Origin of the sequence: Ottowia sp. (assembly GCF_046348305.1) — a bacterium.
In the GTDB taxonomy this organism is placed as follows: Bacteria; Pseudomonadota; Gammaproteobacteria; order Burkholderiales; family Burkholderiaceae_C; genus Ottowia.
The window spans coordinates 266,631-287,666 of the sequence record NZ_JAXMEM010000006.1; the positions used below are offsets into that span (position 1 = coordinate 266,631).

Genomic DNA, 21,036 nt, shown 5'->3' on the forward strand with positions numbered 1-21,036 from the left:
CCATGGGTATTTACGTGATTCGCGTGCCCGACATTGGCGAGGGCATTGCCGAAGTGGAACTGGTGGCCTGGCACGTCAAGCCGGGCGACGCCGTGGTGGAAGACCAGCACCTGGCCGACGTGATGACCGACAAGGCCACGGTCGAGGTGCCGGCGCACACCCACGGCAAAGTGCTGGCCTTGGGCGGCGCCGTGGGCCAGGTCTTGGCCGTTGGCGCCGAGCTGGTGCGGCTGGAAGTGGAGGGTGAGGGCAACCTGAAGGAGTCCTCACTCCTTCCCCCTCTGGGGGAAGGCGGGGATGGGGGCCTGCCTGCCATGGGCGCAGCGGCTGGGCGGCACGCCGCCGCTGGCCCCCACCCCAACCCTCCCCCAGCGGGGGAGGGAGCAAGCGCAACGGCAGGTCGAGAAAAAAAATCGGCGCCAGCCCCCGTGCAACCAGCGCCAGCAGCTACTGAACGCATAGCATCGCGAGCACAGCCAGCCGCCGTCGCGCGCAAGGAAGGCGATCGCCCCCTGGCCTCGCCCGCCGTGCGCCGCCGCGCGCTGGACATGGGGATCGACCTGCGGCGCGTGCACGGCAGCGGGCCGGCCGGGCGCATCGAGCACGCCGACCTGGACGCCTATGCCGCTGGCGGACAGACCGGGGCCGCGGGCGCATCGCCCTACGTGGAGCGCCATGGCGAGGAGCAGATTCCCGTCATCGGCCTGCGCCGCAAGATCGCGCAGAAGATGCAGGAGGCCAAGCGCCGCATCCCGCACTTCAGCTATGTCGAAGAGGTGGACGTGACCGAGCTGGAGGCCCTGCGCCAGCGCCTCAACGCCATCCACGGCGCCGCGCGCGGCAAGCTCACGCTGCTGCCCTTTCTGGCGCGCGCGCTGGTGCTGGCGCTGCGCGAGTTTCCGCAGGTCAACGCCCGCTACGACGACGAGGCCGGCGTGGTCACCCGCTTTGAGGCCGTTCACCTGGGCATTGCCACGCAGACCGACGGCGGCCTGATGGTGCCCGTGCTGCGCCACGCCGAAGCGCTGGATTTGTGGGCCTGCGCCGCCGGCGTGGCCCGCGTGGCCGAGGGCGCGCGCACCGGCAAGGCCGCGCGTGACGAACTGTCGGGCTCCACCATCACCATCACCAGCCTGGGCACGCTGGGCGGCATCGTCACCACCCCCGTCATCAACCACCCCGAGGTCGCCATCGTCGGCGTCAACCGCATCATCGAGCGGCCCATGCTGCGTGGCGGCCAGGTGGTGGCGCGCCAGCTGATGAACCTCTCGTCCTCGTTCGACCACCGCGTGGTGGACGGCATGGACGCGGCACGCTTCATCCAGGCCGTGCGCGCCCTGCTCGAAACCCCGGCCCTGCTGTTCGTGGAGTAAAGAAATGAAACACCCCCTGAGTCGCCTTCGGCGCCTTCCCCCTGAAGGGGGACGACGCCAGTGGCCGGGCCAAGCCCGCTCCACGGCGTCCGCTGGCCTGGCCTGCTCCGCGGCCGTTCGGCTCTTTGCGGTTCATGGTCAGCAGGTGGTGCGCAACGCAATGGAAAATTGAAATGAAAGAACTCTCAACCAAACTGCTGGTCATCGGCGGCGGCCCCGGCGGCTATGTGGCAGCCATCCGCGCCGGGCAACTGGGCGTGCCCACCGTGCTGGCCGAAGGCGCCAGCCCCGGCGGCACTTGCCTGAACATCGGCTGCATCCCATCCAAGGCGCTGATCCACGCCGCGCACGCGTTCGAGCAGGCGCGCCACCAGGCCAAGGGCTCGCCCCTGGGCATTCGCGTGGCCGACCCGGGCATCGACATCGCGCAAACCGTGCGCTGGAAGGACGGCATCGTGCAGCGCCTGACCGGCGGCGTGGGCGCGCTGCTGCGCAAGGCCGGCGTGCAGGTCCTCAAGGGCTGGGCCCACATCGACGACGGCAAGACCGTGACCGTCAAACTGCATGAGGGCGAGCCGGTGCGCGTGCGCTGCGAGCACCTGCTGCTGGCCACCGGCTCCGAGCCGGTCGAGCTGCCCAGCATGCCCTTCGGGGGCGCCATCTGGTCATCGACGCAGGCCCTGTCGCCCGACGCCATCCCCAAGCGCCTGGTCGTTGTCGGCGCCGGCTACATCGGGCTGGAGCTGGGCATGGCCTACCGCAAGCTGGGCGCCGACGTCACGGTGGTCGAGGCCATCGACCGCGTGCTGCCCACCTACGACCCGGAGCTGACGCAGCCCGTGCTGGAGGCGCTCAAGAAAAGCGGCATCACCCTGCACCTGGGCTGCAAGGTGCAAGGCTGGGACGCCAAACACGGCGTGCACGTGCGCAGCGATGTGAAAGCCGAGGACTTCACCCTGCCCGCCGACCGCGTGCTGGTGGCCGTGGGCCGGCGCCCGCGCACCGCCGGCTTCGGCCTTGAATCGCTGCAACTGGACATGGCGGGGCGCCACGTGGCCATCGACGCGCATTGCCGCACCTCGATGCGCAACGTGTGGGCCATTGGCGACGTGACCGGCGAGCCCATGCTGGCCCACCGCGCCATGGCGCAGGGCGAATGCGTGGCCGAGCAGGTGGCGGGCAAAAACCGTCGCTTCGAACCCATGGCCATTCCCGCCGTGTGCTTCACCGATCCCGAGGTCGTCGTCGCCGGCCGCACCCCTGCCGAAGCCAAGGCCGCGGGCATCGACTGCATCGAAGCGCACTTCCCCTTCGCCGCCAACGGCCGCGCCATGACGCTCGAATCCACCACCGGCTTCGTGCGCGTGGTCGCCCGCAAGGACAACCACCTGATCCTCGGCTGGCAGGCCGTGGGCGGCGGCGTGTCCGAGCTGGCCGCCGCCTTCACCCAGTCCATCGAGATGGGCGCGCGGCTGGAGGACGTGGGCCACACCATCCACGCCCATCCCACGCTGGGCGAGGCGGTGCAGGAGGCAGCGCTGCGGGCGCTGGGGCAGGCCTTGCACGTTTGATCGCGCAGCACCGCCGGCCGTGCGCGATCGTCAGAATAAAAACACCTGCCAGCGCTTGCGGATCAAGCGCTGGCAGCTATTGCTTTTGCACGGCCTCGCAGCTCGCGGGTCGCGCACGCCCGATCGGCGCTTGCTGGATGTGCCTGCCTAGGGGTGCTTCGGCTGGATCGAAACCCGTCCGTTTCAAAGCCCGGCATGCACTCAAACTTTGCCCAGTGCCTGCTCCAGGTCGGCCAGCAAATCATCGATGTGCTCGATGCCCACCGACAGGCGCACCATGCCTTCGGACACGCCCGCCTTGGCCAGCTCTTCGGGGCTGAGCTGGCGGTGCGTGGTGCTGGCGGGGTGGCAGGCCAGCGATTTGGTGTCGCCGATGTTGACCAGGCGCAGGAACAGGCCCAGCGCATCCTGAAAGCGCCCGCCGGCGGCGCGGCCATCGGCGGCCTTGAGCGTGAAGCTGATGATGCCGGAGGCGCGCCCGCCCATCAGGCGCTGGACAACGGCGTGGTCGGGGTGCTCGGGCAGGCCGGCGTAGTTGACCGAGGCCACCTTGGGGTGCTTTTGCAGGTACTGGGCAATGGCCAGCGCGTTGGCACAGGTGCGGTCCATGCGCAGCGGCAGGGTTTGCAGGCCTTGCAGCAGCAAGAAGGCGTTCATGGGACTGATGGCGCCGCCCAGGTTGCGCAGCGGCACGACGCGCGCGCGACCGATGTAGGCGGCGGCGCCCAGCGCCTCGGTATAGACCACGCCGTGGTAGCTGACGTCGGGCTCGTTCAGGCGCGCAAAGCGCTGCTTGTGCTCGGCCCAGGGGAACTTGCCCGAATCGACGATGACGCCGCCCATGCTGTTGCCGTGGCCGCCGATGTACTTGGTGGCGGCATGCACCACGATGTCGGCGCCATGCTCGAACGGGCGGCACAGATAGGGGCTGGGCACCGTGTTGTCCACGATCAGCGGCACGCCGTGCTCGTGCGCCACCTTGGCCAGTGCGGCCAGGTCGGTGGCGTTGCCCAGCGGGTTACCGATGGATTCGCAGAACACCGCCTTGGTGCGCGCGTCGATCAGCTTGCCGAAGGCGGCCGGGTCGCGGTAGTCGGCAAAGCGCACCTCGATGCCCATCTGCGGGAAGGTGTGCGCAAACAGGTTGTAGGTGCCGCCGTACAGCGTGGAGGTGGAGACGATGTTGTCGCCCGCCGCCGCGATGGTCTGGATGGCGTAGTGGATCGCCGTCATGCCCGAGGCCAGCGCCAGCGCGCCCACGCCGCCTTCCAGCGCGGCCAGCCGCTGCTCCAGCACGGCGGTGGTCGGGTTCATGATGCGGGTGTAGATGTTGCCCGGCACCTTGAGGTCGAACAGGTCGGCCCCGTGCTGCGTGTCGTCGAAGGCGTAGGACACCGTTTGATAGATGGGCACGGCCACCGACTTGGTCGTCGGGTCGGGCGTGTAGCCGGCGTGCACGGACTGGGTCTCGAACTTCCACGAATCGCTCATCGAATGCTCCTTGAAGGCTTGGAAAACTCTGGTTTTGATAGCTGCTTGCGCTTGCTTGGAAAGCGTCAGCAGCAGATTTGTCTAAAACTTCTGCGCACCGCCTTAATGACATCCCATGCAGCGGCCAGACTGCGAAAGTCTAGCGGCGCGCGCCCCGCGCCATGCGCCGCGGATCAGACAGATTGCGCATGAGCTTATGCGGCCTTCAGCGCCACATTGTTGAGCTTGTCCAGCCGCTCGGGCCACGCGCCCGTCTGCGCGCCCTGGCGCAGGATGCGGGCCCAGGCCATCCAGGCGTCCCACTGCACGCGCTTGTCCCAGGCGTTGCCCCAGGCGCTGTAGCACTGCAGGGCGCCGGTGGCGGCGGCCTGAGCCTCTTGGCTGCGGCCGGCGATCAGGTGGAGCTGGGCCAGCACCATCTGCGGCTCGCCCACCCAGGGGTTGAGGCGCGCGGCGTGCTCCAGCGCGGCGACGGCGCCGTCCATCTGCACCAGCGGCTGGGCCTGCGAGATGACCGACCAGTAGAGCGACGACGCGGCGGCTTCGTCGCTGGCGGACAGCGTGCGCGTGCAGTGCTCGAACACCGGCGGCATGGGCAGCAGGCCTTTCAATGCCGGATGCTGCAGCGCCGCCCCCAGCGCGCTGATCTGCGCATAAATTCGGCTGGGCGGGCGCATGGGGCCGGGCCACAGCGCGGCCATCCAGTGTGCGGCCTGGGGCACGTGCGGCACGTCCGGAAAGCCGCTGTAGATGTCGTCCTGCCAGGCAAACCACTGCTCGCAGGTGTCGGCCATGCTGACGATGATGAAGGCGGCCACCACGTCGGCCGGCAGGCGGTGCTCATGCACCTGCACGCTGCCGTCGGCATCGATCTGCCCAGCCAGCACCTGGCGCACGAACTGCGCGCGCGAGGCGGTGCAAAACAGGTACACCAGCTGCTCGGCGCGTTCGCCCACGGCGTCGCGCAGGCGGGCGCGCTCGCGCTCGGGGTCGAACTTGACCAGGTCGACAAAGGCGTTGCCGTACACGCTGTGCAGCAGGCCCAGCAGGCGCACGTCGCGCGGCTGGCGCCACAGCGCCAGGCTGCGCGCCACGCCCACCAGGTGGTGGCGAAAGGTGCCGGCCTTGTGCCAGTCCTGCCCCACGCCGCGCGCCAGCACGATGGGCAGCACGGGGGCCAGGTCGGCGTCGCGGGCCAGCCATTCGTCGTCCAGCAGCGCCAAGGCGCGCTGGTGCAGGTCGGGGTCGAGCGGGGCAAACGTAAGGGCGGAAGTCATGGAGGTGGCAAGGTGAATGGGCCTGACGCAGTATCGGCGAATTCTTGCCGATCGACGGCTTGCGCCAACGCCCCGCGGCGAGAGACCCGATAATCCAAGGCTTCGCTCGAACAGATACGCACCAAGGAAATCGGGATATGGCACGCATGGTCCACTGCATCAAGCTCGGCACCGAGGCCGAGGGCCTGGACTTGCCGCCCTACCCCGGCGAGCTGGGCCAGCGCATCTGGGCCAGCGTCAGCAAGCAGGCCTGGCAGGAGTGGTTGCGTCAGCAGACCATGCTGGTCAACGAGAACCGCCTGAACCTGGCCGATGCCAATGCGCGTGCCTACCTGCGCCGGCAGATGGAGGCGCACTTCTTTGGCGACGGCGCCGAGCAGGCCGCCGGCTACGTGGCACCCAAGGCGTGAGCGCCGCTGGCGCGCGCCTGTGCGGCCGGCGAATTCATTTTCAAGCCAAATCCATCCGCAGCGCGCGCCTGATGTGCGCAAGCAGCTCCTGATTTAATAGTCCATCGGATGCCGCCCTCCCCCGTCCTCTGGCGCGACGACGGCACGCCCACCAGCGCGCGCTTTGGCGACATCTACCGCAGCCACGGCAGCGCGGGTGATGGCGGCCTGGCGCAGGCGCGCCACGTCTTTCTGCACGGCTGCGACCTGCTGGCCGACGCCGGACAAGCCACCGCCTGGGCCGGTGCGCCGCGCTGGGCCGTGCTGGAGACCGGCTTTGGCCTGGGCCTGAACTTTCTGGCCACCTGGCAGGCCTGGCGCCGCGACCCGCAGCGACCGGCGCGGCTGTTCTATACGGCGGTGGAGGCCTGGGTCTGCGAGGCCGACGACCTGATCCGCAGCGCCGCGCCCTTTGCCGAGCTGGCCCCGCTGGCCGCCGCGCTGGCCGCCCAGTGGCGTGGCCTGCTGCCCGGCGTGCACCGCCTGAGCTTTGACGACGAGCGCGTGCAGCTGACCCTGGCCGTGGGCGATGTGCGCCCGATGCTGGCCGAGCTGAGCGGCGCGCACGACGCTCTCTTTCTGGACGGCTTTGCGCCTGAGCGCAACCCCGACATGTGGAGCGCGGCCACGTTCAAGGCCGCCGCGCGCCTGATGCGACCGGGCGCGCGCGCCGCCACCTGGTGCGTGGCCGGCGACGTGCGCGAGCGCCTGGCGGCTTGCGGCTTCACCATCGAGCGCGTGCCCGGCCTGCCGCCCAAGCGCCACGCCTTGCGTGCGCGCTACGCCCCGCGCTGGACGCCCCGCGCCCGCGCCGACGCCGAACCGAGCTGGCCGCAGCCGCCCGCGCGCTGCGCCATCATCGGCGGCGGCCTGGCTGGTGCGGCGGTGGCCTTCAGCCTGGCGCGGCGCGGCTGGCAGGTGCGCGTGCTCGACGCCGCGCCCGAGCCCGCCGCTGGCGCCAGTGCGCTGCCCGCGGGCGTGGTGGCGCCCCACGTGTCGCCCGACGACCGGCCGCTGTCGCAGCTCACGCACGCCGGCGCACGCGCCACGCTGACGCGCGCGGCCGGCCTGCTGCGCGCGGGCCATGACTTTGCCGCCAGCGGCGTGCTGGAGCGCCACGAGCCCGGCAAGCGCCGCCGACCCGCCGCCTGGCAGGCCGACGAACTGCCGGTGGCCACGCAGGCCGAAAGCCTGGCCGGCGACCACGCCCTGACGCGCGCCCAGGCGCAGGCCGCTCAGGTGCCGCTGGACGACAGTCACCCGGCGCTGTGGCACCAGCGCGCCGGCTGGGTCCGGCCCGCCGCGCTGGTGCGCGCCATGCTGGCGGCGCCGGGCGTGGCGTGGCACGGCAGTTGCACCGTGGCGCGCATCGACCGCGCCGACCGCCGCTGGCATCTGCGCGATGCGCGCGGCGATACGCTGGCCGAGGTCGAGCTGGTCGTCATCGCTGCCGGCTTTCAATCCCTGGCCCTGCTGGACGACGCCCTGCCCCTGCACGCGCTGCGCGGCCAGGTGGCTTTCGGCCCCATGCCGGGCGGCGCGGCCGATGGCGCCTTGCCCGCGTTTCCCGTCAACGGCCACGGCAGCCTGATCGCCCACCTGCCGGGCGCGGACGGCCCGCGCTGGGTCACGGGCTCGACCTTCGAGCGGGACAGCGCGCAGCCCGAGTTGAAAGCCGACGATCACGCTGCCAATCACCAGCGCCTGGCCGACCTGCTGCCCGGCGCCGCTGCCGCCCTGGCCCCGCAATGGACGGACGGCCGCGCCCAGGCTTGGGCGGGGGTGCGCGCCACCCTGCCCGACCGGCTGCCGGCCGTTGGTGCCTGGGGGTGGCGCCCCAGCGACGAATTTGAATCAAATCGGGCCGTAGCGCCCGCCAATCAAGCGCGAGCAGCTATCGATTCGATACCAGCCGAAGCGCTGCCCATCCACCTGTGCACCGGCCTGGGCGCACGCGGCCTGACGCTGGCCGTGCTGTGCGGCGAGCTGCTGGCCGCCACGCTGCACGACGAGCCGCTGCCCGTGGCCCGCTCGCTGGCGCGGCGGTTGCGTGCGCGACGCTTTGCCCCGCCGGACGTTCCCGCCGGCAGACCCACGCCATCATGACCCTGCGCACCACCCCGCTCACCCTGCGCCACCTGCTGCTGATCCTGGCCGTGGTGGCCGTGTGGGGCACCAATTTCGTCATCATCAAGTTCGCGCTGGCGCACCTGCCGCCGCTGCTGCTGGCGGCGCTGCGCTTTGCGCTGGCCGCCGTTCCGCTGGTGTTCTTCGTGCGCCGCCCGCAGGCCTCGTGGGGCAACCTGGCCTTCTACGGGCTGGTGATCGGCGTGGGCCAGTTCGGCCTGCTGTTCTACGGCATGACGCGCGACATCACGCCCGGCCTGGCCTCGCTGGTGGTGCAGGCGCAGGTGTTCTTCACGGTGGCGCTGGCCATGCTGACCAGTGGCGAGCGCGTGCGCGCCTTTCAGGGCGTGGCCGCGCTGATCGCGGTGGCAGGCATTGCCATCATCGCCAGCCACACCGACGGCCACACCACGCTGCTGGGCCTGGCGCTGACACTGGGCGCGGCGCTGTGCTGGGCCCTGGGCAACATCGCCAGCCGCGCGGCCGGGCCGGTGAACGTGCTGGCCTACATCGCCTGGTCCAGCCTGTTCGCGGTGCCGCCGCTGCTGGCAATGAGCTGGGTGCTGGAAGGCTGGCCGCGCATGGCCGCCGGCCTGGCCCAGGCCGATGCCGTGACCTGGGCCGCCGTGGCCTGGCAGTCGGTGGGCAACACCATCTTCGGCTACGGCGTGTGGGCCTGGCTGCTGGCGCGCTATCCGGCGGCCACCATCTCGCCGTTTTCGCTGCTGGTGCCGGTGTTCGGCATGGGCGCGTCGGCCGTGGTATTGGCCGAGCCCCTGCCGCCCTGGAAGCTGCTGGCCGCCGGGCTGATCATGGCCGGCCTGGCGCTCAACCTGCTGTGGCCGCACGTGAGCCGGGCCTGGCGCTCATGAAAAAAGCCACCCCGAAGGGTGGCTTTTCAAGAGCGGAGCAACTGGATCAATCCAGCGGCGTCTTCTTGCCGTTCGGATAGGTCGAGATCGTGATGGCTGCGTTCTTGACCTCGTGGTTGGGCTCGAACGCGATGGTGGAGGTGATGCCCTTGTAGTTGGCTTGCTCCAGCTTGGCGTTGTAGACCTTCGGATCGACCGAGTCGGCACGCTTCATGGCGTCGGCCAGCAGCATGGTGGCGTCGTAGGTGTAGGGGCTGTAGACCTGGAACTGGCCCGGATAGGCCGCGTCATAGCGCTTCTTCCATTCCACGCCGCCAGGCATCTTCTGCAGCGAGGTGCCGCCTTCGGCGCAGGCCGTGTTGGCCAGCGACTTGGCGCCATTGGACAGCTCGGCCAGCTTGACGGTGCACAGGCCGTCGCCACCCATGAACTTCACGCCGGTCATGCCCAGCTGGTCCATCTGGCGCAGCATCGGGCCGCCTTGCGGGTCCATGCCGCCAAAGAAGATGGCGTCGGGCTTCTTGCCCTTGATGGCGGTCAGGATGGGCAGGAAGTCGGTGGCCTTGTCGGTGGTGTACTGGCGTTCGACCACGTTCAGGCCCAGCTTCTTGGCAGTGTCGGCGAAGATGTCGGCCAAGCCCTGGCCGTAGGCGGTGCGGTCGTCGATGACGGCCACCGTCTTGATCTTCAGGACGTCCTTGGCGTAGTGCGCCATGCCGGCACCCAGTGCGCTGTCGTTGGCGATGATGCGGTAGATTTCCTTGTAGCCCGGCTTGGTCAGGTCGGGGTTGGTGGCCGCGCCGGTCACCATGGGAATGCCGCAGTCGTGGTAGATCTTGGAGGCCGGAATGGTGGTGCCCGAGTTCAGGTGGCCGACCACGCCGTTGACCTTCATGTCACACAGCTTTTGCGCCACGGCGGTGCCCTGCTTGGGATCGGCGGCGTCGTCCTCGACGTCGGCTTCCCACTTGATCTTTTTGCCGCCGATCGTGATGTTTTGCTTGTTCAGGTCGGCAATGGCCATCAGCACGCCGTTGGCGTTGTCCTTGCCGTAGTGCGCCTGACCGCCGGACATCGGCGCCACGCTGCCGATCTTGACGACCTGCTCTTGCGCGCTGGCCATGCCACAAGCGGCCACCAGGGCCGCGGCCACGGTCAGTTTCAGTTGAAGCTGCATGAAAAAACCTCCGTAAGTTGGATGACGCAACAGCGCGTCAACGGGCGCGAACGATAGCGCAAATCCGGCGCGAAACATATAGGGAACACGCTAATCCGCCGCCGGCCCGAACCGCGGGTTTATCCCGACATCGGGCCGCGCCGGGCTTGCCGCAAGGCGGTGTCCACGGCGTCCTGCACCACGGCGGCCACGCTGCGGCGCACGCGCGCGCCCAGGCCCAGCATCTGTTCGTGCAAGGCCTGGGCGATGGCCTCGCTGATTCGTTGATCCAGATCAGGCGCCAGCAAGGCCAGCACCTGCTCGGCCGTCACGGTGGCGCCGGCCGTGGGGGCGCGGGCGGCCTCGGGCGCCGGGGCCGGCTGCCCGGCCGGCGGTGGCCCGTCGCTGGCACGCTCGGTCAGCGTGGGGATGTAGCGGTGGGGCGCGCTGGGCGGAAGGTTGGCGTTATCGGGGGTCATGGTGCTCGGCTGGCTGGGCGACGTCGTGCCGCTGGGGGGAATGGCCGTGCGTGGCGTAATGGCGCCAGCGCAGGCGCCCCTGGGCCAAGTCCTCGGGGTCGGCGCCCACCAGCTCGATCAGGCGCGCAAAGCGCTCGAAGCCGTCGGGCAGTTCGCGCCCCAGGTGCAGCAGCACCCGGTCGGCGTCCAGCGCGGCACAGTCCTGCGCCAGCACGATGGGTGAGGCGGCACGCATGGCTGGCGGCGCGTCGGCCCGGCAATGGGCGACGAAGTCCGTCGCCGAAAAGCGCCACAGCGCCACGTCCAGCGCGTCCAGCACATCCGGCGGCGCCAGCACGCCGATGCGCGCGCCGCTGGCCTGCGCCTTGCGCAGCAGGCGGCAGGCGTAGTGCACCTTGTCGGGCACGTTGACGTGAAACTGAACCTCGGTCATGCGCTGCGCGCCACGGAAGAGCGAAGCGCGCTCAGGCCGACGCCGCGCGCCGCGCCGCCCGGCCCTTCGTCTTGGCCTTGGCACCCGCCTGGGGTGCCGCTGCGTCGGCAGCCAGCGCCAGCAGGTATTCGACCAGCAGGCCCACCGGCCGGCCGGTGGCGCCCTTGTTGGCGCCCTGCTTCCAGGCGGTGCCGGCAATGTCCAGATGCGCCCACGGGTAGGCCTTGGCAAAGCGCTGCAGGAATTTGGCCGCGGTGATGGCGCCGCCGTAGCGGCCGGCGACGTTGGCCACGTCGGCAAAGTTGGTTTTCAGGCCCTCGGCGTATTCGTCGTCCAGCGGCATGCGCCAGCACGGGTCCAGCGCGCGCTCGCCGGCGGCCTGCAGCGCCTGGCCCAGCGCCTCGTCGGCGGCAAACAGGCCGCTGCGCACCTCGCCCAGCGCCACCACGCAGGCGCCGGTGAGCGTGGCAATGTCGATCACGGCGCGCGGCTTGAAGCGCTCGGCATAGGTCAGCGCGTCGCACAGCACCAGGCGCCCTTCGGCGTCGGTGTTCAGGATCTCGATGGTCTGACCGCTCAGGCTGCTCACCACGTCGCCGGGCTTGACGGCGCGGCCGTCGGGCATGTTCTCGCACGCCGGGATCAGGCCGACCACGTTGAGCGCGGGCTTCAGGTCGGCCAGCGCGCGGAACACGCCCAGCACGCTGGCGGCGCCGCCCATGTCGAACTTCATCTGGTCCATGTCGGCGGCGGGCTTGATCGAGATGCCGCCGCTGTCGAAGGTGATGCCCTTGCCCACCAGGGCGACCGGCGCCGCGCTTTTGCCCGCGCCGGTGTAGCGCAGCACGATGAAGCGCAGCTCCTCGCCCGAGCCCTGCGCCACGGCCTGAAACGCCCCCATGCCCAGCTTGGCGACCTCCTTGGGCCCCAGCACCTGGCAGTCGATGCCCGGCCGCTTGGCCAGCTGGCGCGCCGCGCCGGCCAGCAGGGTGGGCGTGGCGTGGTTGGGCGGGCGGTTGGCCCATTCGCGCGCCAGGGCGACGCCATGGGCGGTGCCCAGCGCGCGCTCGAAGTCGGCGCGCGCCGCGGCCACGCTGGGCACGCCGATCACGGCGCTCTTGAGCGAGGGCGTCTTCTTCTTGGGGTCGGGCCGGCTCTTGGTGGTCTGGTAGCTGTAGCCGGCCTCGAGCAGCGCCAGCGTGGCGGCGTGCACCGCCTGGGGTTGCTGGGCAAAGCACACGGTGACCGCGTCGGCCGCGCTGGCACGCAAGGCCGCAACGCCCGCCGCCACCGCCTTGCGCACGCGCGCCGGGTGGCCGTCGCCGATGCCGGCCAGCACCAGGCGCTCGGCGGCCAGGGCGGGCGCGCCGAACGAGGTCGTCAGCCGCCCCGCCTCGGTCTTGAAGTCGCCGCTGGCCAGGGCCTTGCCGATCCACGCCGACAGCGCGTCATCGCCGGCGGCCTGAAATCCATCGGCCACCAGCACCAGCAGCGCCGGCGTGCGGCGGGTGGCGGCGGTGTCAAAGCGCAGTGCGCCGAGTTCAACGTCCATAATCGCGTGTTGCTCCTTTCAATCAATGGTATTCGATTCTTCCCTTCGCAAAGAGCTCGGCCGCAGCTTCAGCGCCACGCTGGTGGTGTTGATCACCGTGGTGATGACGGTGATGCTGATCCGCACGCTGGGGCAGGCCTCGGTCGGGCGGGTCAACCCCTCCGAGGTGCTGCTGGTCATGGGCCTGACGGTGCTGGGGCATTTGCCCACCATCCTCACGCTGAGCCTGTTCGTCGCCGTCACCGCCACGCTCACGCGCATGTACGGCAGCAGCGAGATGGTGATCTGGTTTTCCTGCGGCCAGGGGCTGGGCCGCTTCGTGCGGCCACTGCTGCGCTTTGCCTGGCCGGTGCTGCTGGCGGTCGCCGTGCTGGCGCTGGTGATCTGGCCCTGGTCCAACCGGCAGATCAAGGACCTGCGCGAGCGCTACCAGGACCGCGGCGACGTCGAGCGCGTGGCACCCGGGCGCTTCATCGAATCGGCCGGCGGCCAGCGCGTGTTCTTCATCGACAAGGACACCGCCGCCGCCGACTCGGGCACCAACATCTTCATCGCCGCGCGCGAGCGCGACAGCGACGCGGTGGTCTCGGCCGAGCGCGGACGCGTCGTCACGCAGGGGGGCGAGCGCGAACTGCAACTGGACCACGGCTTTCGCCTGCAGACCGACAGCAGCACCGGCGACATGCGCGTGAGCGAGTTCGTGCGGTACAGCAATCGCATCGGCACCCAGGCCGCCCGGGCCGAGCCCAGCGACGCGCCGCGCCTGCAGTCGACCCCCACCCTGCTGCAAAACGCCACGGCGTCCAACCTGGCCGAGCTGTCCTGGCGCCTGGGCCTGGTGCTGGCCGCCGTCAACTGCGTGCTGATCGCCCTGGCCGTCACCCGCGTGAACCCGCGCGTGGGCCGCAGCGCCGGGCTGGTGTTTTCGCTGTTTGCCTTCGCCGCCTACTACAACCTGATCAACGCCGGGCAAAACTGGATCGAGGGCGGCGCGGTGAACGCCAGTGTCTTCATGCTGGCGCTGCACGGCAGCATCGCGGCGGGGGCCTTCGGCTGGCTGCGCTGGCGCGAGCGCAACTGGCGCGTGCCGCCCGCCGGCCGCACGACACCGGGCGAGCCGCCATGAAAACCATTCGCCGCCTGATCTATAACGACGTGCTGATTTCGGTCGGCTTCGTCGCGGTGGCCTTCTTGCTGCTGTTCTCGTTTTTCGACCTGGTCGATCAACTCGGGGACGTGCGCGACTACGCCGGCCGCGGCTATTCGCTGGGCTGGGCGCTGCTGTACGTGGCGCTGCAAATGCCCAGCCACCTGTACGACCTGCTGCCCATCGCGGTGCTGATCGGCACCATCTTCGTGATGGCGCGGCTGGCCGAAAGCTCGCAATACACCATCTTGCGCACCAGCGGGCTGGGGCCGCTGAAGGCGCTGGGCACCCTGGTGCTGCTGGGCCTGGGCTTCGTGGTGCTGACCTTCGTGTTCGGCGACTACGTGGCGCCGGCGGCCAACCGCGCGGCCGCCACCATGCAGGCGCGCTTCATCGGCGACATCACGGTGGGGCGCACCGGCGCCTGGATGAAGGACCGCCAAGGCGAGCGCAGCTACTCCGTCAACGTCGCCACGCTGAGCCCGGACGGCACGATGAACCAGATCCGCATCTTCGAGTTCGACCCCGCTGGCGCGCGCCTGCTGGCCACCGTGCAGGCCGCGCGCGGCACCTTCGGCGACAAGGCCTGGGCCTTGCAGGACGTGCAGCGACGCACGTTCGAGCACGTGAACGACGCCGACCCGCGCGTGCAGGTCGAGCATCACGACAACTGGTCCTGGCCCACCGAGATCACCATCGACATGGTGGCCGCCGCCCTGCTCAGCCCCGACCGCATGCAGACGGTGGACCTGTACCGCTACATCAGCCACCTGCGCGAAAACGGCCAGAGCGCCCAGCGCTACGAGATCGAGTTCTGGCGCAAGGTGTTCTACCCGCTCAGCTGCGTGGTGATGATGGTGCTGGCCCTGCCCTTTGCCTACCTGCACTTCCGATCGGGCAACATCGCCGGCCTGGTGTTTCTGGGCGTGCTGGTGGGCATCAGCTTTTTCCTGCTCAACAACGTGTTTGGCTTCATCGGCAACCTGCGCAACTGGGTGCCGTGGCTGGCCGCCGCCGCACCGGGGCTGATCTACTCGGTGCTGTCACTGGCGGCGTTTGGCTGGCTGGTGCTGCGGCAGTAGGGCCGCAACGGCGTTGTTTAGATGGAATACGCCATAATCTTGGCGTTTCATATTCCCAAAACAATGAACCTGCACCAGTTTCGCTTTGTCCAGGAGGCCGTGCGCCGCAACCTGAACCTGACCGAGGCGGCCAAGGCCCTGCACACCTCGCAGCCGGGCGTGTCCAAGGCCATCATTGAGCTGGAGGAAGAGCTCGGCATCGAGATCTTCAGCCGCCACGGCAAGCGCCTCAAGCGCGTGACCGAGCCGGGCCAGCACGTGGTTGAAAGCATCGCCGTCATCCTGCGCGAGGTCGGCAACCTGAAGCGCATCGGCGAGGAGTACAGCGCGCAGGACAGCGGCACGCTGTCGATCGCCACCACGCACTCGCAGGCGCGCTACGTGCTGCCCGCGCCCGTCACCAAGCTGCGCGAGCGCTACCCCAAGGTCAACATCAGCCTGCACCAGGGCGCGCCCGACCAGGTGGCGCGCATGGTGCTGGACGAAGTGGCCGACATCGGCATCGCCACCGAGTCGCTGGCCGACTTTCCGGACCTGGTCACCCTGCCCTGCTACGAATGGCAGCACGTGCTGGTGCTGCCCGCGCAGCATCCGCTGGCCCAGCAGCAGCGCGTGACGCTGGAGGACATCGCCGCCGAGCCGCTGGTGACCTATCACCCCTCGTTCACTGGCCGCGCACGCATCGACCACGCCTTTGCACAGCGTCACCTCACGCCGCGCGTCGTGCTGGAGGCCATCGACTCGGACGTCATCAAGACCTATGTGCGCCTGGGCCTGGGCCTGGGCATCGTTGCCGAAATGGCCGTGCAGGGCGAGCCCGACCCCGATCTGGCCCTGCGCCCACTGGGCCAGCTGCTGGGCCACAACACGGCGCGCGTGGCGCTCAAGCGCGGCGCCTACCTGCGCGACTTCGTCTATCACTTTGCCAGCCTGCTGTCCGACCGCCTGGACAAGGCGCTGATCCTCAAGGCCATGAGCGGCCAGTCATCCACCTATGAGCTCTGAACGCACCCCCGCCTTTCCATCGCGCCTGCCCAACGTGGGCACCACCATCTTCAGCGTCATGTCGGCGCTGGCCACGCAGCACCAGGCGGTCAACCTGGGCCAGGGCTTTCCGGACTTCGGCTGCGACCCGAGACTGATCGATGCCGTCGATGCCGCCATGCGCCAGGGCCACAACCAGTATCCGCCGATGCCCGGCGCGGCCCCGCTGCGCCAGGCCATTGCTGCAAAAATCGAAGCACTCTACGGCCGTGCCTACAACTTCGAGAGCGAAATCACCATCACCGCCGGCGCCACCCAGGCGATCCTGACGGCCATCCTGTGCTGCGCCGGCCCGGGCGACGAGGTGATCGTGCTGGAGCCCAGCTACGACAGCTACGTGCCCAACATCGAGCTGGCGGGCGCCACCGCCGTGCGCGTGCCGCTCACGCCCGGCACGTTTCGGCCCGACTTCGACAAGATCGCCGCCGCCATCACGCCGCGCACGCGCGCCATCGTCATCAACAGCCCGCACAACCCCAGCGGCACCGTGTGGTCGGCCGCCGACATGCAAACGCTGCAAGACCTGCTGGGCCCCACCGACGTGCTGCTGATCAGCGACGAGGTGTACGAGCACATGGTCTATGCCCCGCTGCGCCATGAGAGCGCCGCGCGCTGGCCGGGCCTGGCCGCGCGCGCCTTCATCGTCAGCAGCTTCGGCAAGACCTATCACGTGACGGGCTGGAAGGTGGGCTACGTCGCCGCGCCCGCCGCCTTGATGGCCGAGTTCCGCAAGGTGCACCAGTTCAACGTGTTCACCGTCAACACCCCCATGCAGCACGGCCTGGCCGCCTACATGCAGGACGCCGCGCCCTACCTGGAGCTGCCGGCGTTTTATGCCGCCAAGCGCGACCTGTTTCGCGCGGGTCTGGCGCAGACGCGCTTTCGCCTGCTGCCCTGCGAAGGCACCTACTTTCAAACCGCCAGCTACGCCGACATGCCCGGCCCCGAGCGCGAGCTGGGCGAGGCCGACTTCTGCCAGTGGCTCACGCGCGAGCACGGCGTGGCCGCCATTCCGCTGGCCGCCTTCTACGGCGACGGCTTCGAGCAAAAGACCATCCGCTTTTGCTTTGCCAAGCAGGACGATACGCTGCGCGCGGCGCTGGCGCGGCTGACCCGGCTGTGAACTATTGAATTGATAGCTGCTTGCGCTTGACTGACGGGCGCCAGCGCCCGAATTCATTCATGACCATTGACACCCGCCCGCCCCGCTGCTGGCTGATGAAGTCCGAGCCGGCCGAGTGCAGCATCGACGACGCCCTGGCCGCGCCCGCGCAAACCGTGCCCTGGACGGGGGTGCGCAACTACCAGGCGCGCAACTTCATGCGCGACGCCATGCAGGTGGGCGACGGCGTGCTGTTCTACCACTCCAGCTGCCCTCAACCGGGCATCGCCGGCCTGGCCCGCGTGGCGTCGGGCGTGCGCGCCGACCCGACGCAGTTCGACCCCGCATCGCCTTATTTCGACCCCAAGTCCAGCCCCGACAAACCCCGCTGGCTGCTGCTGGACGTGCAGGCCCTGCGCAAGACGCGGCTGCTCTCGCTGGCCGAGTTGCGCCAGCAGCCCGCACTGGCACGGATGGCGTTGCTGCAGCGCGGCAACCGCCTGTCGATCACGCCGGTGGCGCCTGGCGAATGGGCGGTGGTCGAGAAACTGCTGTCGGTCTGAACCGGGCTTGCCCACGCTCGGCCAAGACGAGCGCCAGGCCCGCGCGCCGACGGGCCCTCAAGCCCCGGCCATCACCCCCAGGGCCGTGCCCAGCAGGCTGCCCTGCAGCGAGCCGATCACCATCGACAGCACCTGCAGCACCACCACCGCGACCAGGGGCGACAGGTCGATGCCGCCCACCAGCGGAATGACGCGGCGCAGCGGAGCGAGCAAGGGGTCGCCCAGGCGTTGCAGCACGTCGGCCAACAGGGTGCGGTTTTGCGTCCACGACAGCACGGCCGCGACGATGATGACGGCGATGGCCACCGACACGGCCAGCTTGGCCACGCCCAGCAGCGCCAGCACCGGCAGCGCCGCCCAGCGCTGGCCGCCGACCAGCGACAGCAGCAGCGCGTACTGAACCAGCTTGAGCAGCCAAACGCCCAGCAGCGCCGCGGTGTCCAGCCGGCCGCTGGGCGGCACCACGCGCTGCAGGGGCACGACCATCCAGTCCGACAGCGCCTGCACGAAGCGGCCCACCGGGTTGGCCAGCGACATGCGGCGCCAGCGCATGGCCAGTCGCAGCAGGCAGGCGCTGCCAATCAGCGTGACGACCACTTCAAGGACGAACGTCAGGATGTCAAACAGCATGTGGATGGCAACGGCTCAAGCGCAAAAACCCATGACGCCCGATGATAGCGGGACGCAGGCGCCGCCCTGGCCGCCCGCGCCCCTGCCGCAAACCGCCGACCGCCCCATGCTGACCCTGCACTCGCTGCCGCTGTTTCCCCTGAGCACCGTGCTGTTTCCGGGCGGGCATTTGCCGCTCCGGGTGTTCGAGCCGCGCTACCTGGACATGGTGCTCAAGTGCCAGCACGCCGGCGCGCCTTTCGGCGTGGTGGCGCTGGAACGCGGCAGCGAGGTGCTGGCCGCCGGTGCGCCCATCGAGCAGTTGCAATCGGTGGGCACGCTGGCCCACATCCGGCAGCTGGAGCGGCCGCAGCCGGGCCTGTTGCTGATCACCTGCGTGGGCACCGAGCGCTTTCGCATCGACCAGTCGTCGCGGCTCAAGCACGGCCTGTGGGTGGCCGACGTGACCCTGCTCGCGGTCGACGCCCGCATGGCCGTGCCGAGCGACCTGCGCCCCGCCGCCGATGCCTTGCGGCGCGTGCTGGGCGAAGCGCGCCAGGGCCTGCCCCATGCGGGCCTGCCCGCGGACGGCGGCGCGCACTATGACGATTGCGGCTGGGTGGCCAACCGCTGGTGCGAGTGCCTGCCGCTGTCGCTCGCGCTCAAGCAGCAGCTGCTGGACGTGGACAGCCCGCTGCTGCGCCTGGAACTGGTGACCGACCTGCTGGAGCGCGCCGGACTTGAACAGGGCCGCCCCGAATAACTACTGATTTGATAGCTTTCTGCGCTTGTCCCACCTGCGCCAGCGGCCAACAATCCTCAAAACCCCGTGCTGCTGGGCCGGTATTCGGGCACGCGCTGGCGCAGGCCGGCGCGCAGCTCGGCGGCGGCGGGCGCCACGCCCAGCGCCGCGATCCAGGCCTCGATCTCGCGCGCGGCGCCGGCGTCGGCGGCGGCCACCTTGGCCACGCGCAGCTTGGGGTGCGGCGTGGGCTCGGTGGTCTCGTCGTCGGCCAGCAGCTCCTCGAACAGCTTCTCGCCGGGGCGCAGGCCGGTGAAGGCGATCGGCACCTCGGCCTCGCTCTTGCCCGACAGGCGGATCAGCAGGCGCGCCAGCTCGGCGATCTTCATCGGCTCGCCCATGTCCAGCACGAAGATCTGCCCCGACTGGCCCATCCAGCCGGCCTGCAGCACCAGCTGCGCGGCCTCGGCAATGGTCATGAAGTAGCGCACGATGTCCGGATGCGTGACGGTGACGGGCCCGCCCTGCGCGATCTGAGCGGTGAACAGCGGCACCACCGAGCCGCTGGAGCCCAGCACATTGCCAAAGCGCACCGACACGTATTGCGTGCCCGGGTGCTGCACGGCCACGGCCTGCACCACCTGCTCGGCCAGGCGCTTGCTGGCGCCCATCACGCTGGTGGGGTTGACGGCCTTGTCGGTGGACACCAGCACGAAGCGCGCCGCCCCCACCTCGCCGGCCACGCGCGCGGCGTTGAGCGTGCCCAGCACGTTGGTGCGCAGCGCCTCGATCTCGTTGCCCATCTCCATCAGCGGCACGTGCTTGTAGGCCGCGGCGTGCAGCACCACCGCCGGGCGCTGGGCCTGTGCGATGGCGCGCAGGCGCTGCACATCGCGCACGTCGGCGGTGCAGTACACGCCCTCCATCGCCGGAAAGGCCTGGCGCAGCTCCTGCTCCAGCCGGTAGATGGCGTATTCGGACACGTCCACGCACACCAGCCGCGCCACGCCAAAGCGTGCCACCTGGCGGCACAGCTCGGCGCCGATGGAGCCGCCCGCACCCGTCACCAGCGCGGTCTGGCCGCTGAGCAGCGCCGCCAGGCCCTGCGCGTCGAGCTGCACGGGCGCGCGGCCCAGCAGGTCCTCCAGCCGCACTTCGCGCAGCGCCGTGGTGGCGCCCGGCTGCAGCAACTCGTCGGCGGTGGGCAGGGTCAGCAGGTTCAGTCCCGAGCCGGCCCAGCGCAGCATCAGCTCGCGCCGCAGCGGCGCGCCGGGCGCGCTGGCCAGCAGCACGGTGTTGGCGCGCTGCGCGGCGGCGATGTCGGCCAGCGCGTCGGGCACGCCCAGCACGGCCACGCCATGCAGCGTGCGGCCGGCGTCCTGCGGCAGGGGCGAGACGATGCCCGCCACCTGCCAGCCGGCCACGCCCTTGAGCGTGCGCAGGCTGTGGTCGGCGTCATCCAGCGTGCCGACGATGAGCAGCGGGCGCTGTGCCGCACCGTCCGGCGCGTGCGCGTTGGCGCGCTCGGTCAGCGTGCGCCAGGCCGCGCGCGCGCCCACCAGCAGCACCAGGGTCAGCAGCGCGCTGATGGGAAACACCGAGCGCGCAAAGCCGTCAAAGCGCAGGCCCATCACCAGCGCCATCGTCAGCAGCGCCCCAAGCGCCACGGCGCCGGCAAGCTGGCGCAGGTCGGTCAGCGTGACGTAGCGCCAGGACTGGCGCGGCACCCGCGCCAGCGCCAGTGCGCCGGCCATGCACAGCAGCGCCAGCGGCATGGTCTGCCAGGCCTGCTGGGCGTATTCGGGCGGCACGTCGAAGTTGAAGCGCAGCCAGAACGCCCCCCACCACGCCAGCGCGATCAGCGCCAGGTCGGGCAGCCAGCTCTTGCTGACCAGGGTGCGGCGCAGCGTGCTCAGCATGGGGCGGCCTTGCGGCGGGCGCGAATTACTACATTATTCATAGCTGCT

At 70.0% G+C, this 21,036-nt stretch carries 19 protein-coding genes; 11 read left to right on the forward strand and 8 right to left on the reverse strand.

The window, feature by feature from the left end:
• Positions 1-2: 2 nt before the first annotated feature.
• Together U1F38_RS08930 and lpdA are read left to right on the forward strand one after the other, a co-directional pair.
• Positions 3-1,373 (forward strand): dihydrolipoamide acetyltransferase family protein, encoded by a 1,371-nt coding sequence (locus U1F38_RS08930; RefSeq protein ID WP_409986699.1) that lies wholly within the window; start codon positions 3-5, stop codon positions 1,371-1,373.
• Between the two features lie 173 nt (positions 1,374-1,546).
• On the forward strand, positions 1,547-2,944 hold the full coding sequence (gene lpdA / locus U1F38_RS08935) for a dihydrolipoyl dehydrogenase (protein ID WP_409986700.1): 1,398 nt from the start codon (positions 1,547-1,549) through the stop codon (positions 2,942-2,944).
• Between the two features lie 201 nt (positions 2,945-3,145).
• Here lpdA and U1F38_RS08940 read toward each other — a convergent pair whose 3' ends face one another.
• Positions 3,146-4,435 (reverse strand): O-acetylhomoserine aminocarboxypropyltransferase/cysteine synthase family protein, encoded by a 1,290-nt coding sequence (locus U1F38_RS08940; protein ID WP_409986701.1) that lies wholly within the window; start codon positions 4,433-4,435, stop codon positions 3,146-3,148.
• Positions 4,436-4,629: 194 nt separating this feature from the next.
• Positions 4,630-5,712 (reverse strand): DUF6817 domain-containing protein, encoded by a 1,083-nt coding sequence (locus tag U1F38_RS08945; protein WP_409986702.1) that lies wholly within the window; start codon positions 5,710-5,712, stop codon positions 4,630-4,632.
• Between the two features lie 137 nt (positions 5,713-5,849).
• Between U1F38_RS08945 and U1F38_RS08950 the strand changes: the two genes are divergently transcribed.
• The 3 genes from U1F38_RS08950 to U1F38_RS08960 all read left to right on the forward strand — a co-directional run bounded on the left by U1F38_RS08950 (position 5,850) and on the right by U1F38_RS08960 (position 9,160).
• The gene (locus tag U1F38_RS08950) at positions 5,850-6,122 is read left to right on the forward strand and encodes an oxidative damage protection protein (RefSeq protein ID WP_409986703.1); all 273 of its coding nucleotides are present in this window, start codon (positions 5,850-5,852) and stop codon (positions 6,120-6,122) included.
• Positions 6,123-6,230: 108 nt separating this feature from the next.
• Positions 6,231-8,267 carry an FAD-dependent 5-carboxymethylaminomethyl-2-thiouridine(34) oxidoreductase MnmC gene (mnmC, locus tag U1F38_RS08955; RefSeq protein ID WP_409986704.1) on the forward strand — a complete coding sequence of 679 codons (2,037 nt, stop codon included), beginning with the start codon at positions 6,231-6,233 and terminating at the stop codon, positions 8,265-8,267.
• Entirely contained in the window at positions 8,264-9,160 is an 897-nt protein-coding gene (locus tag U1F38_RS08960) for an EamA family transporter (protein ID WP_409986705.1), read from the forward strand. Before mnmC ends, U1F38_RS08960 begins: the two co-directional genes overlap by 4 nt.
• A gap of 46 nt (positions 9,161-9,206) precedes the next feature.
• On the opposite strand, the gene U1F38_RS08965 is transcribed toward U1F38_RS08960, so the two are convergent.
• The 4 genes from U1F38_RS08965 to U1F38_RS08980 all read right to left on the reverse strand — a co-directional run bounded on the left by U1F38_RS08965 (position 9,207) and on the right by U1F38_RS08980 (position 12,780).
• A complete protein-coding gene (locus tag U1F38_RS08965; RefSeq protein ID WP_409986706.1) occupies positions 9,207-10,337 on the reverse strand; it encodes a branched-chain amino acid ABC transporter substrate-binding protein in 1,131 nt (376 codons plus the stop codon).
• A gap of 119 nt (positions 10,338-10,456) precedes the next feature.
• A complete protein-coding gene (locus tag U1F38_RS08970; protein WP_409986707.1) occupies positions 10,457-10,795 on the reverse strand; it encodes a hypothetical protein in 339 nt (112 codons plus the stop codon).
• A complete protein-coding gene (locus U1F38_RS08975) occupies positions 10,782-11,228 on the reverse strand; it encodes a DNA polymerase III subunit chi (protein ID WP_409986708.1) in 447 nt (148 codons plus the stop codon). The genes U1F38_RS08970 and U1F38_RS08975 overlap by 14 nt, the downstream gene beginning before the upstream one ends.
• 31 nt (positions 11,229-11,259) lie before the next feature.
• Positions 11,260-12,780 carry a leucyl aminopeptidase gene (locus U1F38_RS08980; protein ID WP_409986709.1) on the reverse strand — a complete coding sequence of 507 codons (1,521 nt, stop codon included), beginning with the start codon at positions 12,778-12,780 and terminating at the stop codon, positions 11,260-11,262.
• A gap of 25 nt (positions 12,781-12,805) precedes the next feature.
• Here U1F38_RS08980 and lptF point away from each other — a divergent pair, with 25 nt between their 5' ends.
• The 5 genes from lptF to U1F38_RS09005 all read left to right on the forward strand — a co-directional run bounded on the left by lptF (position 12,806) and on the right by U1F38_RS09005 (position 17,718).
• Positions 12,806-13,906, forward strand: a complete 1,101-nt coding sequence (lptF, locus tag U1F38_RS08985; protein ID WP_409986710.1) for an LPS export ABC transporter permease LptF — start codon at positions 12,806-12,808, stop codon at positions 13,904-13,906.
• The gene (gene lptG, locus U1F38_RS08990) at positions 13,903-15,009 is read left to right on the forward strand and encodes an LPS export ABC transporter permease LptG (RefSeq protein ID WP_409986711.1); all 1,107 of its coding nucleotides are present in this window, start codon (positions 13,903-13,905) and stop codon (positions 15,007-15,009) included. Before lptF ends, lptG begins: the two co-directional genes overlap by 4 nt.
• Before the next feature lie 63 nt (positions 15,010-15,072).
• Positions 15,073-16,014, forward strand: a complete 942-nt coding sequence (locus U1F38_RS08995; RefSeq protein WP_409986712.1) for a CysB family HTH-type transcriptional regulator — start codon at positions 15,073-15,075, stop codon at positions 16,012-16,014.
• On the forward strand, positions 16,004-17,176 hold the full coding sequence (locus U1F38_RS09000; RefSeq protein WP_409986713.1) for a pyridoxal phosphate-dependent aminotransferase: 1,173 nt from the start codon (positions 16,004-16,006) through the stop codon (positions 17,174-17,176). The genes U1F38_RS08995 and U1F38_RS09000 overlap by 11 nt, the downstream gene beginning before the upstream one ends.
• A 59-nt stretch (positions 17,177-17,235) precedes the next feature.
• The gene (locus U1F38_RS09005; RefSeq protein ID WP_409986714.1) at positions 17,236-17,718 is read left to right on the forward strand and encodes an EVE domain-containing protein; all 483 of its coding nucleotides are present in this window, start codon (positions 17,236-17,238) and stop codon (positions 17,716-17,718) included.
• A 57-nt stretch (positions 17,719-17,775) separates the two neighbouring features.
• Here U1F38_RS09005 and U1F38_RS09010 read toward each other — a convergent pair whose 3' ends face one another.
• A complete protein-coding gene (locus tag U1F38_RS09010; RefSeq protein WP_409986715.1) occupies positions 17,776-18,348 on the reverse strand; it encodes a YggT family protein in 573 nt (190 codons plus the stop codon).
• Positions 18,349-18,454: 106 nt separating this feature from the next.
• On the opposite strand from U1F38_RS09010, the gene U1F38_RS09015 reads away from it, so the two are divergent.
• Complete coding sequence (locus U1F38_RS09015; RefSeq protein ID WP_409986774.1) at positions 18,455-19,090, forward strand: LON peptidase substrate-binding domain-containing protein; 636 nt, start codon at positions 18,455-18,457, stop codon at positions 19,088-19,090.
• A 56-nt stretch (positions 19,091-19,146) separates the two neighbouring features.
• Here the strand turns inward: U1F38_RS09015 and U1F38_RS09020 are convergent, their stop codons facing one another.
• Positions 19,147-20,988, reverse strand: a complete 1,842-nt coding sequence (locus tag U1F38_RS09020) for a polysaccharide biosynthesis protein (protein ID WP_409986716.1) — start codon at positions 20,986-20,988, stop codon at positions 19,147-19,149.
• Positions 20,989-21,036: the final 48 nt, after the last annotated feature.

Coding starts and splice junctions, on each gene's coding strand:
- U1F38_RS09015 (WP_409986774.1), top strand. CDS start 18,455: ATGCTGACCCTGCACTCGCTGCCGCTGTTTCCCCTGAGCACCGTGCTG.
- U1F38_RS08980 (WP_409986709.1), bottom strand. CDS start 12,780: ATGGACGTTGAACTCGGCGCACTGCGCTTTGACACCGCCGCCACCCGC.
- U1F38_RS08945 (WP_409986702.1), bottom strand. CDS start 5,712: ATGACTTCCGCCCTTACGTTTGCCCCGCTCGACCCCGACCTGCACCAG.
- U1F38_RS09005 (WP_409986714.1), top strand. CDS start 17,236: ATGACCATTGACACCCGCCCGCCCCGCTGCTGGCTGATGAAGTCCGAG.
- U1F38_RS09020 (WP_409986716.1), bottom strand. CDS start 20,988: ATGCTGAGCACGCTGCGCCGCACCCTGGTCAGCAAGAGCTGGCTGCCC.
- U1F38_RS08965 (WP_409986706.1), bottom strand. CDS start 10,337: ATGCAGCTTCAACTGAAACTGACCGTGGCCGCGGCCCTGGTGGCCGCT.
- U1F38_RS08940 (WP_409986701.1), bottom strand. CDS start 4,435: ATGAGCGATTCGTGGAAGTTCGAGACCCAGTCCGTGCACGCCGGCTAC.
- U1F38_RS08930 (WP_409986699.1), top strand. CDS start 3: ATGGGTATTTACGTGATTCGCGTGCCCGACATTGGCGAGGGCATTGCC.
- U1F38_RS08995 (WP_409986712.1), top strand. CDS start 15,073: ATGAACCTGCACCAGTTTCGCTTTGTCCAGGAGGCCGTGCGCCGCAAC.
- lptF (WP_409986710.1), top strand. CDS start 12,806: ATGGTATTCGATTCTTCCCTTCGCAAAGAGCTCGGCCGCAGCTTCAGC.
- lpdA (WP_409986700.1), top strand. CDS start 1,547: ATGAAAGAACTCTCAACCAAACTGCTGGTCATCGGCGGCGGCCCCGGC.
- U1F38_RS08975 (WP_409986708.1), bottom strand. CDS start 11,228: ATGACCGAGGTTCAGTTTCACGTCAACGTGCCCGACAAGGTGCACTAC.
- lptG (WP_409986711.1), top strand. CDS start 13,903: ATGAAAACCATTCGCCGCCTGATCTATAACGACGTGCTGATTTCGGTC.
- U1F38_RS08950 (WP_409986703.1), top strand. CDS start 5,850: ATGGCACGCATGGTCCACTGCATCAAGCTCGGCACCGAGGCCGAGGGC.
- U1F38_RS08970 (WP_409986707.1), bottom strand. CDS start 10,795: ATGACCCCCGATAACGCCAACCTTCCGCCCAGCGCGCCCCACCGCTAC.
- mnmC (WP_409986704.1), top strand. CDS start 6,231: ATGCCGCCCTCCCCCGTCCTCTGGCGCGACGACGGCACGCCCACCAGC.
- U1F38_RS09000 (WP_409986713.1), top strand. CDS start 16,004: ATGAGCTCTGAACGCACCCCCGCCTTTCCATCGCGCCTGCCCAACGTG.
- U1F38_RS09010 (WP_409986715.1), bottom strand. CDS start 18,348: ATGCTGTTTGACATCCTGACGTTCGTCCTTGAAGTGGTCGTCACGCTG.
- U1F38_RS08960 (WP_409986705.1), top strand. CDS start 8,264: ATGACCCTGCGCACCACCCCGCTCACCCTGCGCCACCTGCTGCTGATC.